Here is a 12,758-nt window from a genome sequence, read left to right on the forward strand (position 1 = left end):
TGATTAAGTTGTTAGAAGCAATCATTTTGATAGCATCATTAAAATAACACATAGACTATTACTACATACCAACCGCAGCTAATATATCAGATGGCTTACAACCCAACGCATTAGCAATATTATTAAGTTTATCTATGGTTAGATTGACTTCTCCTCTTTCTATTTTTCCGAGATAAGTTCTGTTTATCCCGGCGTTAAATGACAGATCTAGTTGAGTGAAGTCTTTTTCAATCCGAAGCAACTTAATTTTTTTCCCTAAAACTTCCGCAATTTCATTCATTTAATAGCCTTAAGATTAAATGAACAAATATGCCATATTGCCTAAACCCACTCGACCGCATAAAATAATCATTTTGATGCTTATATACATCTTTATGGTTAATTTAGGTATTTTTGTGATGAAGATAGACAACATCGTTGGCAACATACTTTCCCTAGATAATGTCAATCACTTTACTGCTGTAGAGTTAAGAACTGCTTATTTAGCAATGAAAGGAGACCCGAGTTTAGATCCAAATAATGCGCGTCGCTTTGTGTATACAGAGCTATTGAAACTGGTGAAAAAAGGTTGGCTTAGAAAGTCTATATCTAAAAAGAAAACTATCACGACTTTTGTGAAGACAGAGTACTTTAATCCAAATGAGTTAGATTTCAGGGAAGAATACAAAACTGTAAATCCTGGCAATTCATCAGGTGCAGATGAAACTATCAACAAACAACTAATTGAACGTCTTGCTCATTATAAAAATGAACTGTTGTCTGGCCTTGGAGAAGCTGATGAGTACAAACAACTATGCAACAAATTTCCTGAGCTTTGTACAACATTACAGCCCAAATACAATCTAATTAGGGAGCATAACAGTAAGCTACTTGGAAGTATAAGAGCTATAGAAAACTTAACGTTAAATAAGCAGTAAAAATAACATGAAATTGAGAAATTGGCAGATTGAGTGTATTGGTTTAGCTCTACAAAAATATAAATCTGGTTTAAAGCACTTTTTAGCTTTAGCAACACCCGGAGCAGGTAAAACTATCATGGCATCAGCACTTGCAAAGCAGATGCTTGAGAACAAATTATGTGACCTTGTTATGTGCTTCTCACCTTCCTCTGTTGTATGCGTTGATTTTAGCAGAGCACTTGAAGAAGTAATTGGCGAAAAGTTCGATGGGTTAATGGGCTCAAAAGGTCAGTCTTTGACTTACCAGAGTATGCAATATCTCGATAGTGACTTTTGGAGTATATTTAAAAAATACCGCGTGTTCGTGATCTTTGATGAGATTCATCATTGTTCTGGTTCGAGTGTTGAAAATGCAAATGCCTGGGGTGAACAGATCATTTTGAACATTCAGAGAAGCGCTAAGTTTACCATTGCACTAACTGGTACTCCTTGGCGTTCAGATGCTTCTCCCATTGTACTTGCAACATACTCTGATATTACAGATAAAGTTCAATGTGATTACGTTTATGGGCTAGCAGACGCAATTAAAGATAAAGTGTGTCGTATTCCTAAGGTAATAGCTATTGATAATGACAATATATCTTTGCAAGAACACGATGGGGAAAAATCGTTTAATAGTTTCAAAGAGCTATTGACTCAATCAGTATTTCCTTATCTAGAGATCATATACAACGAAACGTTAATTATACATTTAATCGAGCAAGCCAATCAAAAGCTAAACCTATTACGAAAAAGTTCGCCTTCTGCGGGAGGTCTTATTGTTGCCTCTTCTGTAGATCATGCTCACCTAATTTCAAAAATATTGTTCAAACACTTTGATGAAAAAGCAACGATAGTTACTTACTTAGAAGATGAACCAACAAAAATAATTCATAGCTATCGATATAGTTGTTCTAAGTGGGTGATCTCAGTTGGAATGATAAGTGAGGGAACAAATATCCCACGTTTGCAGGTTTGTTGTCACCTAACCAATATAAAAACGGAAATGCATTTCAGACAAATTCTTGGGCGTATTTTACGTATGACCAATGAACCAAATCAGGAAGCAATCCTATATATGCCAGCCGAACCTAAGCTTATAGAGTATGCATATCGCATTTCTCAAGACGTTCCCTTAGAGGCTGGTGTTGTTCACTTTGAAAAAATTAGTGCCAATTTTAAAGCCATCAAAAGCACGAAGTTAGAGAATAAGAAAAAACAAAGTTCACACCATAAAACTAGTTTAGAGCTCGTAACACTGCCTAACAGTTATAAAACTAATGCTTTAGATGATGATAAAGATAATCTGCTTTCTGCCACCTATGAGAGCATGGTAAATATTTTCGGGAAGTATAAACAGGAAGCGCTTGATATCGAGTTAAAGCTATTAGGTTAACGATAAAATTATTCCAGCTTACGATGAACGATCACATTTAATCGATGACAAACGATTCTTCTGTGGGGTATTAGTGTTTTCATGTACGGTCGCGTTATACAAAATCAAATAGGTATGAAAACTAATGGCTGTACATTTACTCTTGTCTGAAGACGAATTAAGCGAAAAAGTTCGAGTATGGTTGCTCATTTTAAGTAACAGCAACTTGTTAGCACAACATCCTGATATAGAGGATAATAGCTTTGTAGTACTCAACACAATTTTGCAAATGACTTGTGATATTTTTGCTCCCATTGATGTGCTGTTTTCAATGAAAAGCTTAGAGGCTAAAGAGCAACACGTATTTTTCCAATATGCTGATGGCATATATAAGCAGCCTTGTACTAGCTATATTGAACATACATTTTCTGGTGAGCAGTTTTGCATTGACTCCGGCTTTAATTCAATGGCTCTGAATAAAGCATTTTGTGATCTAAAACACAAAATATGTAAGACAAACCAAAATTTCAGTAACAGGCTAAAATTAGCAATACACTGCTTTGAGTTAACCGATATTTCGTGTATTCAATCAAACCTATTATCTTTATTTGGTTATTCAATCGAACAGATTAACTATTTGATGCCAACAAATAGAAAACTGACTAACAAGGATAGTGTTATGCCTTTAAGTCAAACTGAAGTAGATCATGCTTATGGGCTTTACTTAAAGACACTTCTGCAATATTCATTGTATTGAATAAATAATATCTGCTATTAAACAAGCTCATGAAATTTGAGAGGTGCAATTTGAAAGAGCCAAACAAAGAAAAGTTATCAAAAGCTACGCCAACCGCGTTAAGGGTGGTTATTAAAATCATTGAGTCATGGTCATGTAGCCGCTCTCAAATGTCCATCATATTGGCAATCCCTCGAAGCACACTTAGCCGCTATATAAAAACACCAGAGAAAGCTAGTCTCTCACGCGATCAACAAACACGACTGAGCTACATTCTAAATATTTACCAATTAATTCGACTGATATTTAACAATCAAGTCAATATCGATAACTTCATGTTCCTAAAAAATTATAACAGCGAATTTAATGGAAGAAGGCCTGTTGACTTGCTGCTTGAAGGCAGCATAGAAAATATGCGAGACACCTATCGGCACATCGAAAATTTGGTTTATGGTCGCTAGTAAATCTAAAGATAGTTTCATTTAACTAACTTACATGTTGAAAACCAAACCATAAATAGAACCAAAAACGCTGAAAATCGCACCATGAAACTGATAAATTTCAACAGGCTCTAAAAGCAAACCTGACAGGCCATGTCTGAGCTAGTACATCTGAGCTAATACAGCTAAACAGTTGCCGATAAAAGCTCCGCCAAAAGACTGTCTATTTTATAAAATAGTTGTTGTTTAGAAAGTTTATCTATTTCTAGCTCGCCTTTAATAATTTGTATTTCTCGATATGCTCCTTCAAGTTTAGAGCGCATTTCTAATACCTTATCTGCAGTATCCCATGCGTCTAATTCAGCAAAAGCTAAATCAATATAAGGTCTTAAACTTTCGGGGTTGGAATGACCTGACAAAGAAGCTACTTTGGTCAATATAGAGTTAGAAACATCTATTGGTAAATCACCTTTTCTGAAGTCTTTTAAACGGGTTGCGACTTGAATAGTGATAAACCTGTGACGAAACATATGAGCACATGTTTTTTCATTGATATTCGCTGCTCTTCTGAGATCTGACACTAACTTAGAAATGTAGGTTTCATACAATTTCGATCCGTTGTTTAAGTTGATGAACAACGATCTAGGGTCGGCACTGATTTTACCATTTTTAATTAATTCATTTACCTTCTTTTTCCTAAATGTATTAATATATCGCGCAATTGGTTCTATCCATTGTTTCGCAACAGGCACTTCACGTTCATTATTGTTGCTTTTCGCTGTCCTCAGCATTAGTCGCTCCGTAGTAAGTGCCAATTCAATATCATCAACTGTTAGTTCAGCAACTTCTACACGCCGTCCTCCTGTAGCCTCAAGTAATTTTAAAATACATTCATTTCTCTTTCTAACCTGAATATTTACCGTTGTTTCTCGTAATGCTTCATATAACTTAGTGATATTTTCATTACCTATTGCGAAAATTTTTTTAGGAGTGTTGTTGTTCGGAATGTGTCTATGATGGATATATTTCTGACGAGAGGTTTTTCCCGTTTTGCTTTTGGTCTTTATAGTGTTATGTGAAATAGTGATTTGATTACCAATATCCTCTCCAATAAGTTTGTCGTGATAAAGCATGTGTCGTTGATACCAAAACAAAAACGTTAATGCACTTCTCATAATAGTGCCGATTTGAGTATTCTTTCTTCTTTTTGAGTAAGGGTTCCGAGTGTCAACTTCATCTTTTAAGTTTTTTGCCCACCTCTTGAGGTCATCATCGTACAACGATGTAAAATCTTTATTGTGATAATTATGTACAAATCTAACAAAATGCGAAATTAGACTAGCATGCGTATTCGAGCTTCCTCCATTTGAGTTTCGCCGTCCTTTTGAATTAGCTCTGGCTATATAAGTTTTTGCCCGATCCATTAGCCATATTGTTATTGGCCAACAAACACTTCCATCAGGCCAAAACATAACTGGAATATTTGGCGCGTTAACAAGTGTAGAGCCCTTTTTGTTACTAAAATCGACCAATTGGCATTCATTACTTGTTTTCTTCCAAAGTTGCCTATTATTCATCTTTAGTTTTTTTACCATTGATAACGCTCAGGGTTGCATCGATGTGAGCATATCGCTTCAAATGTCTAGAAAACAAAACTGCGAAGTCAGCATCATTTCTTGCTTGAATGTGACAAATCTCGAGGAGGTGCTTATATTGCTCGGCAAAACGGCAAATCTCATTTAGATATGATTGAGCTAGGTATTTAGTCTCATCTAGTCTTCGCTTAAGGTCTTTATTTGAGCCACGAGATAATTCTTTTTGTTCGTTCCTTTTAATTATGGACTGCAGTGCTTTCTTTCTAAGTTTATCTAGTTCTTTCCAACCAGTAGGCATTATCTCATCTGCATAAGTCTTCCAACTATTTAGGCTCATTGGAATAATTTTTTCTTTTGGTAAGTTAAGCTGAGCAAATCGTTTTTGATCTGTGAAACATGAAATATCCAGATCTTTCACAGAATTGGGATCTTCAATAATACGTATTAAGAGTTTGTACGTATTTCTGATACTTTCAGATTTAGAATATTCAAAACTCATTTAGACTTCCTTCTCTGAAACAATCTCAAATACCATTTTATGCTTTACATTTTGAGCAGTGACAAACGAGTGAGGCCTAACGGTATAAATACCTTCTTCAAGTAATTCTTCGAGATAAAGTTCCAGATCAATTTTTTCAATAACTTCTATTTCATCACATTGAAAGTGCTGCTTAGCTAAGTCCCGCAGTATATTGAGTGAGTCCTCATTGTCATCATCTTTACTTGATTGAAGCATTGCACTAGCAGAGTATGTTGCTTCAATCTTAGTTAATTCTTTTCCTCCAGTAATTTCTTTGATATAGGCGTATGTATGTTCGATATCAACATGGCCCAACATCCAAGAAATTGCTGCTAAATTTGCAAACTTAAACTGCCAGAAAAAAACTATTGCAAAGAATCTACGAAATTCATGTGATTTCGGATACCACCTTCTGTTGTACGCTGTCATCTCTAAATTGATATAGTCACAGTAATTGAAGATATACCGGTCTATGCTATGATTTGATGGTTTATTGTTCTCATACTCTTTGGCGTTATAAGGTACTGAGAATAATAAGGCTTTATTTGACTTATCATAAATATTCTTCAACCCCTCATGAAGTCTTTCCAATATGAATATAGCCTTAGCGACAATGTTGGGTATTGGCCTCCTGATTTTGGTGCGCTTACCTTCAAATTCTGACTTCCGTAAATGAAATTCTAGTTCATAAGAACCATGCGAACCTTTAACACAACCACACTCTAACTCAGCTAGTTCCATTCTCCTTCTTGCAGATAAAGATGCTACAAGGCAATATGTTGAAGCAAACAAAAACCTTACTGAATCATCTAGTGTCATTTGAGATCTGCAGATACTAGCTCCGGGATGACCACCAAACTCATTACGTTCAAAACCAATTTCGTTACCCCACATCGATATTTCTTTAACGATGTTTAAGTCTTTTAATTGTTCAGGAATAACCAACTCTTTAAATGAGTTCTCTTTGAGTTCATATTTAGGTTTATTCCAAAGGCCTATATTATTCGCTTCAATCTCACGCCAGCTCATTTTCCAATCTAGAAATAAATCTACAATGGCATCGCCGTAGTTGACAATATATCCAATGCTTGAATCAATTAATTGTAATGCAATTTGAGGTGGCGTAGTTCGATGATGCTTATCCCCTCTAGCTCCAAAGTGGACAGCTATTTCAGCAAAGTTCATTGATTCCAATACATTTTGGTCAGGTAAGCTTTTAATGTAAGGGGATAACGTACGAAAAACATCGAGTAAATCAGTAATATGCCTACTTGAGCCCAAAGTTGCAGAAACCAAAGCAGCCTCTTCGAGGCTTAAATAGTCTGATGGAAGGTGTTCAATTGTTTCATACCTACCAGCTAAATCCACTATTTCAAAATCTTCCGCCATTTCAAACTGCCGTAAAAATAGCTTAGTTTTACTTCCTATTAGATTATTGCGTGTTTTGATGAAAGCACTTAAAAAGTTTTTATTTAACACATATGCAACGCTGTCATCGTCAACTTCAGTGAAAGAACGTGTGTAAACTTTTTGGTAAAATCCATTGAGATATAACCATGCTCTCAGTATTCTAGATTCATCTATAGAAAATGTGATTAAATTAAGATTAACCCAGTCTGAGCGAATTATATTTTTGGGGATTGAATGCAAATTTCTGGATACATACTCCATTGTCTTAGTGTCGGCTAGCAAGTTTTCTAAACCAGTTTGTGTTCGCTTAATTAGTCCTTGCAAACCATCTTTGCCGTCATTGACAAATATTCTAATTAAGTCTCGAATAGCGTCACTGTCAAGTCTAGCAAAGCCATATCTTTTGGTGTTGTATAAATCATTGTTGAGAATTGCCCACTCTGCTACACAAACAATCGAGTGATAATAATATTTAATTCTTTTACAACTCACATCCCTAGTTATGTAGTATGGATTCTTTAAGTTGAATAATGTACGACGACAAGCTTCCAGTAGTATTGAATTACTCAGATCTACCATGTTACTTCCATCTGGTAGTACAAAATCCCAACTTAATTCAATCTTTTCTTGACCTGCTTTCAGAACCCAAACATCAGCATAATAGTCTTCCAGCCAGTATGCATCTGGTTTAGTATCATCATTTGGCGGTTCTTCATTTAAAAACGCTAATTGACCATCGTACATAGTTAACACCCTTCTATTTCAATTTTTAACTAAATTTAGGGAAAGTAACTTTATCTCTTAATTCATCAGTCCTAATTAATGATTGATGATATATATAGCTAAGTTCCCGATTCGAAGGATGTTCTGGTAACAATCTATGCAGTGTTTTTGCCAAATCACGCCAAAAGGTTGGACAAGTGGTATCTTGGGAGGGGGACAAGCTTATATCATTAGCAAAAATATGCTCTTCATAAAGAAATAATGCTGCCAAAGAATCTATAGAAATAGAGACTTTCACTTGCTTTGTTTTCCCGCATAAATCTAGAGACTTTTCGAGCTGCTCGGCGTTATTACCATGTATATTTAATTTTTGATTCAATATTTGTTTTATTGTAAGAGTATGTTGAGCATCTTTTGCTCCTTCAGGTTCTCCTAATAACATATCTGCAAGAAATGCATGTAGCTCTTTTGTTGTGCTAAAGTCCACAGCTTCTAACATATAGTCTTTACCTGCGGTAGCAGCACAAATTATTAAATTCTGAAACCTCCGAATTATTCTGACATTCATTAGATACTGAATAGGTTTAGGAATATAACTATCCATTGTGACTTTTTTAGTGTTTCCAAGCACAGTAGCAGCCTTTGCTGAATCTCCCAGAGAATCGAACCATGTCAATATTCCTTCTATCGGTGGAAGTTTATTAATTGTTGCTGTATCAATATAGTTTTTAAGTGCACTATGAGACGCAAGGAAGGAATTATTAGCTACTGCAAGATCATTTCTTGCTAGCTTTCCACTCTTAATATGCCGAGCATTTAGTCCAAATGTTCTTCTAAGCGATTTGTGATTCATTGGTCTGGGAACACCGAAGCTATCTCCGCCATTCACGACTAACCATAATTTCTTGTATTTGGGGTTATTATCGTGTTTCAATTTATTTCTAAAGGGGGTTGTCAAATCAATTAATAAATTTAGTATTTCTTGTGATTCTTTGTCTAAATAACCTGATTTCTCTTCATGTGCTCGTGCTTTATCAATTGTAAAACGCAATACGTCATTATCTTCGCCTACACTTGTCAATGTTGTACTAGATTCAGGCTCACTTTCTATCTCTGCATTGAGTAGTGAGTACATTCTGTAATTTGGGAACTTTACAAGAAGATAAACAAAAAATGGAACAAGAGTCCGAGACGTGACACGACCAAGATACCCATCCCATTCAGTATTTTTGATAACGTTCGCATTCGTTGCTAAATATTGAAGAGCTAAATCTGGAGACAAATCTAAGCCACAATTTTCATATCCAAGGAATAGACCGTCGTGTTTATTCAAAATGTAACACAAGCTGTTTTGTATAAATTTTGGATGAGTGGGCCTAAACAAATGCAGTTTGCAATTAGTGTCTGTATCATGAAATGGCTTTCCATTTAAATCAGCATTAATTAGCTTAGTACTTAGGTTGGACCAGCTTACTTCATTAGCTAGCCTTTCCCCCTTTAAGTACTGTTCTTTGATTTCATTTATCTCTCGCAAAGCTGCGTTCAAGAATGCATTTTTTACAGCGCGAAACTCTTGTTCTAATTCATCCAGATACTCATCATCTGTTCGAGACAAACTAATGTTTATAATAGTTTTATTATCAATAGGTTCGTCGCTGTTCAATTTCTCAATTAATTGATTCTTTCTGGTAACATTTCGATTATTGAGCTTCTTATTTCCAGGGGGAATTAACCCTTTGGCAATTACCTTTTCTTGCATGGCAAATTCAATATACCGTCGAAAAGCCATCCAATAATTATTTCTAGTTGGTAGAGATGCTCTTAAGTTTGAAGTAGTGTAAATATGTGTTCGAAAGCCATAAAGAAAGTCAGTTACTGACTTTTCGCTTTTAAAATCAACAAACGACTGCTGAGCAAAATCAGGCATTTGCAGTAACACGGTACGCACAATGCCGTAAGGTGATGAACCGTTGTATCTAGAAAAGAAATCATTGTATGCCAGAACTAACTTTTTGCCAGTTTCCCCCCAAATAGAAAGAGATGCAAAGTTAGGATGGCGAATTGAAAATCCGTCATTAACAGAAGCTATGTAAGGGTTATTATTATCTTCACTCATAATCTTCGTTCTTAAAAAAATATGAAAACCATTAAAAAAACATAGCTGGATGTTCAACGTTTGTGTATGAGGATTGCTTACGACTTTCGGTCCTACAATTGGAGGTCTAAACTGTTTATGCTTATTTAATAAATACAGATAGTTGGATGGCTTTTATGATTTTTTATCGAGGCTTAGTTATATGACTAATGAACGTATACCTAAAAAAATGGGACGTCCTAAAAAATGTCTAATACAAATAATACGCACAAAAACGTTATGCCGCAGTCTTTGTGATGAACAAAATATCCCTTGCAATGCTAACCAATTTGAAAAAGTTTTTGAAACCACGAAATATAAACCAAGACGGGACAAGACAATACCGCGAAAGCAAAAATTTTATCGCCTATTCAACGGCGTAAATACAATATCTGAAAGTACGCTTAAACAAATAAGTGAAATGGAGAATACTGAAAACTCGTTAGCTTTATACTACAGCTCTCTTTGGGAGGCATTATCTCCACATAAAACTGATTTTGAAGATGGGATTATTTCATATGATGACCTTTATCTAGACAAAACAGACGATCAAAAAATACAAAATTGTCAATTGAACGCTGAAGAGATAGAAGAAAAAGAGCAAACCCTCAAAGAGAGGCAACTACACTGGCTTAGATTCTTTAAAACACTTAGGCCATCACTTCAAGCAATTGCTTTAAAATGTGACGATGATGGTATGTCAGACATAAAAGGGGTTAACCAATTTACCTGTAAACAGTTGTTGAAAGAAGGTGACATTGAAGCTCTTGCTTGTGCAATAGCAATACATAGAGCTTCGCCGTTGCATGCAAGGGATTTTAAACTCTCTTCAGCCATAACAAAACTTGCAGGATGGATCTTGGCAATTCCAGCCTTTAAAGACAGCCAGAAAGAAATACTAAATATTCTCGTGAATAAATACAGGGCACTTAATGCTGACGTTAGTATCTATGATAAAAATTTCTGCCACAGCCTCAATAGGCCAGGTTTTGTGCATTTTGATTTGATTAACAAAAATCGTGAATACATTAAACGCTGCGTTGAACTCGGTATAGATATTACCCCTAAAAATCTCAAACATATTTTTGCAACATCTGAGAAAGGTAACAAACAACTAATATTTGAAGAAATGGGAAAGGTATTAAAACATCAAGAATATGAGCTAGCGGATAGCAGTAATGGTCTACGCTGGCTAATTTCAGAGGTTAACACACTTTCGAAATAAAATCAGCATTAACTAGTTTGCACTTAAGGAAAGCGTATAAATTTGAATATCTGTAAAAGGTGATTATTTTGACAATTGTCAAAGAAAAACTCTCAAAATCACAACGTGGTTAAATTAAAAAAACAATACAATTCAAGGTACTAGCTTTTGAAAGCCTGTATATTGACAGCAAATTGCATTCAACAAAATGCCCCGGCTTGCCCACCTGAAACGGGTGCGTCGATAAAATCATTACCTTGTGCCTTTGCAAGCTCCGCCAATTCTTTCGCTACTTCAGCAGAGGTTGTGGTGTGATCCACAATAACAGCGCCCGGCTTTAATCCAGCCAGTATACCTTCGTCGCCTGTTACAACTTGACGTAAGTCATCGTCATTGCCAACGCAAATAAACACAAAGTCTGCGTTTTCAGATGCCGCTTTTGGCGTTTCAGCAAAGCTGCCATGATATTCAGTGGCCCACTTTTGCGCTTTTGAGATTGTGCGGTTATAAACACAGGTTTCATAACCCGCATTTTTAAGGTGGCCTGCCATCGGGTAGCCCATTACACCCAAACCAATAAACGCAACTTTTAACGACATAACTTACTCACTTTTAATCTTTACAAAACTGCGATTGAGTATAATCATTTAACACATTGAATTATAGGCCTACGTTTCGCCAAGGATATCTATATGACTACAGCCCCATTTCGCCTCGCATTTTTCAGTACACAAAAATACGATATCACTGCATTTGATAGTCAATTACCAAAACACATCACAACTGAGTACTTTTCGCAGCAATTAAACGAAACCTCGGTAAAACTCGCTGAAGGCTTTGATGGCATCTGTTGCTTTGTCAACGATGTGCTAAGTGAAGATGTGATTGAACGCCTTCATCAACTTGGCGTCAAACTCATTGCGCTTCGCTGTGCTGGTTTTAATAATGTTGATTTAAAGGCGGCGAAAAACCACGGCATTAAAGTAGTTCGAGTGCCCGCCTATAGCCCAGAAGCGGTTGCAGAGCATTGCCTCGCGCTAATCTTAACCTTATCTCGTAAAACCCATAAAGCTTATAACCGGGTAAAAGAAAACAATTTTGACTTAAATGGTTTGCTTGGCTTTAACTTGCACAATAAAACCGTAGGTGTGATTGGTCTTGGCAAAATTGGTACTGCGTTTGTCAAAATATTAAATGGTTTTGGTGCAAACGTGATCTATTTTGATCCATTTACCGAAAGTGATTTGGCGCAGTCTGTCAGCATCGAAACACTCTATCAACAATCAGACATTATTGCGCTGCATTGTCCGCTCACTAACGACACCTTGCATATCATTAATGAACAAGCACTTGAACAAATGAAACCAGGTGTAATGCTGGTGAATACGAGTCGTGGTGCACTCATCGATACTCAAGCCTGTATTAACGCGCTTAAATCGCGAAAGCTGGGTTATTTAGCGCTCGATGTATACGAGCAAGAATCTGAGCTGTTTTTTAAAGACATGAGTTGTGAAATTATCGATGACGATATATTTCAACGCTTACTCACCTTTCCTAATGTACTGATCACCGGGCATCAAGGCTTTTTTACTAAAGAAGCGGTAAGTGAAATCGTTGCCACTACATTAAACAACGTGGATGAATTTATTGCCAACTCACCGCTTACCAATGAAGTTAAATAAA

11 protein-coding genes and 1 pseudogene are annotated in these 12,758 nt (G+C 36.1%); 6 read left to right on the plus strand and 6 right to left on the minus strand.

Annotation, left to right across the window (positions count from 1 at the left end; translation table 11 throughout):
* Window positions 1–61: 61 nt before the first annotated feature.
* Window positions 62–280 carry a helix-turn-helix domain-containing protein gene (locus OM33_RS11745; RefSeq protein WP_038641938.1) on the minus strand — a complete coding sequence of 73 codons (219 nt, stop codon included), beginning with the start codon at window positions 278–280 and terminating at the stop codon, window positions 62–64.
* A gap of 115 nt (window positions 281–395) precedes the next feature.
* Here OM33_RS11745 and OM33_RS11750 point away from each other — a divergent pair, with 115 nt between their 5' ends.
* From OM33_RS11750 to OM33_RS11765, 4 genes are all read left to right on the plus strand, one after another.
* Entirely contained in the window at window positions 396–917 is a 522-nt protein-coding gene (locus OM33_RS11750) for a hypothetical protein (RefSeq protein WP_199922449.1), read from the plus strand.
* A gap of 7 nt (window positions 918–924) precedes the next feature.
* Complete coding sequence (locus tag OM33_RS11755; protein WP_038641941.1) at window positions 925–2,334, plus strand: DEAD/DEAH box helicase; 1,410 nt, start codon at window positions 925–927, stop codon at window positions 2,332–2,334.
* Window positions 2,335–2,458: 124 nt separating this feature from the next.
* On the plus strand, window positions 2,459–3,070 hold the full coding sequence (locus OM33_RS11760) for a hypothetical protein (RefSeq protein WP_038641943.1): 612 nt from the start codon (window positions 2,459–2,461) through the stop codon (window positions 3,068–3,070).
* A gap of 50 nt (window positions 3,071–3,120) precedes the next feature.
* Complete coding sequence (locus OM33_RS11765) at window positions 3,121–3,510, plus strand: antitoxin Xre-like helix-turn-helix domain-containing protein (protein WP_052140991.1); 390 nt, start codon at window positions 3,121–3,123, stop codon at window positions 3,508–3,510.
* A 164-nt stretch (window positions 3,511–3,674) separates the two neighbouring features.
* On the opposite strand, the gene OM33_RS11770 is transcribed toward OM33_RS11765, so the two are convergent.
* Genes OM33_RS11770 through OM33_RS11785 form a run of 4 tightly spaced genes read right to left on the minus strand, consistent with a single transcriptional unit; the run spans window position 3,675 to window position 9,853 of the window.
* A complete protein-coding gene (locus tag OM33_RS11770) occupies window positions 3,675–5,084 on the minus strand; it encodes a tyrosine-type recombinase/integrase (protein ID WP_038641945.1) in 1,410 nt (469 codons plus the stop codon).
* A complete protein-coding gene (locus tag OM33_RS11775) occupies window positions 5,059–5,583 on the minus strand; it encodes a hypothetical protein (protein ID WP_038641948.1) in 525 nt (174 codons plus the stop codon). The genes OM33_RS11770 and OM33_RS11775 overlap by 26 nt, the downstream gene beginning before the upstream one ends.
* Entirely contained in the window at window positions 5,584–7,758 is a 2,175-nt protein-coding gene (locus tag OM33_RS11780) for a site-specific integrase (protein ID WP_038641950.1), read from the minus strand.
* A gap of 25 nt (window positions 7,759–7,783) precedes the next feature.
* Window positions 7,784–9,853 carry a hypothetical protein gene (locus OM33_RS11785; protein WP_038641952.1) on the minus strand — a complete coding sequence of 690 codons (2,070 nt, stop codon included), beginning with the start codon at window positions 9,851–9,853 and terminating at the stop codon, window positions 7,784–7,786.
* A 181-nt stretch (window positions 9,854–10,034) separates the two neighbouring features.
* Here OM33_RS11785 and OM33_RS11790 point away from each other — a divergent pair, with 181 nt between their 5' ends.
* Window positions 10,035–11,096, plus strand: coding sequence for a hypothetical protein (locus OM33_RS11790; protein WP_038641954.1), 1,062 nt, complete (start codon window positions 10,035–10,037; stop codon window positions 11,094–11,096).
* A gap of 188 nt (window positions 11,097–11,284) precedes the next feature.
* Here OM33_RS11790 and OM33_RS11795 read toward each other — a convergent pair.
* A pseudogene (locus OM33_RS11795) lies at window positions 11,285–11,674 on the minus strand (NAD(P)-dependent oxidoreductase); the annotation flags it as partial.
* A gap of 93 nt (window positions 11,675–11,767) precedes the next feature.
* Between OM33_RS11795 and OM33_RS11800 the strand changes: the two are divergent.
* On the plus strand, window positions 11,768–12,757 hold the full coding sequence (locus OM33_RS11800; RefSeq protein ID WP_038641955.1) for a 2-hydroxyacid dehydrogenase: 990 nt from the start codon (window positions 11,768–11,770) through the stop codon (window positions 12,755–12,757).
* Window position 12,758 lies beyond the last annotated feature (1 nt).

Origin of the sequence: Pseudoalteromonas piratica, assembly GCF_000788395.1 — a bacterium.
Lineage (GTDB): Bacteria > Pseudomonadota > Gammaproteobacteria > Enterobacterales > Alteromonadaceae > Pseudoalteromonas > Pseudoalteromonas piratica.

What these genes read in the sequence shown, in the direction of transcription:
- OM33_RS11745 (WP_038641938.1), bottom strand. Translation starts at nt 280, where the DNA reads ATGAATGAAATTGCGGAAGTTTTAGGGAAAAAAATTAAGTTGCTTCGG.
- OM33_RS11755 (WP_038641941.1), top strand. Translation starts at nt 925, where the DNA reads ATGAAATTGAGAAATTGGCAGATTGAGTGTATTGGTTTAGCTCTACAA.
- OM33_RS11760 (WP_038641943.1), top strand. Translation starts at nt 2,459, where the DNA reads ATGGCTGTACATTTACTCTTGTCTGAAGACGAATTAAGCGAAAAAGTT.
- OM33_RS11770 (WP_038641945.1), bottom strand. Translation starts at nt 5,084, where the DNA reads ATGGTAAAAAAACTAAAGATGAATAATAGGCAACTTTGGAAGAAAACA.
- OM33_RS11775 (WP_038641948.1), bottom strand. Translation starts at nt 5,583, where the DNA reads ATGAGTTTTGAATATTCTAAATCTGAAAGTATCAGAAATACGTACAAA.
- OM33_RS11780 (WP_038641950.1), bottom strand. Translation starts at nt 7,758, where the DNA reads ATGTACGATGGTCAATTAGCGTTTTTAAATGAAGAACCGCCAAATGAT.
- OM33_RS11785 (WP_038641952.1), bottom strand. Translation starts at nt 9,853, where the DNA reads ATGAGTGAAGATAATAATAACCCTTACATAGCTTCTGTTAATGACGGA.
- OM33_RS11790 (WP_038641954.1), top strand. Translation starts at nt 10,035, where the DNA reads ATGACTAATGAACGTATACCTAAAAAAATGGGACGTCCTAAAAAATGT.
- OM33_RS11800 (WP_038641955.1), top strand. Translation starts at nt 11,768, where the DNA reads ATGACTACAGCCCCATTTCGCCTCGCATTTTTCAGTACACAAAAATAC.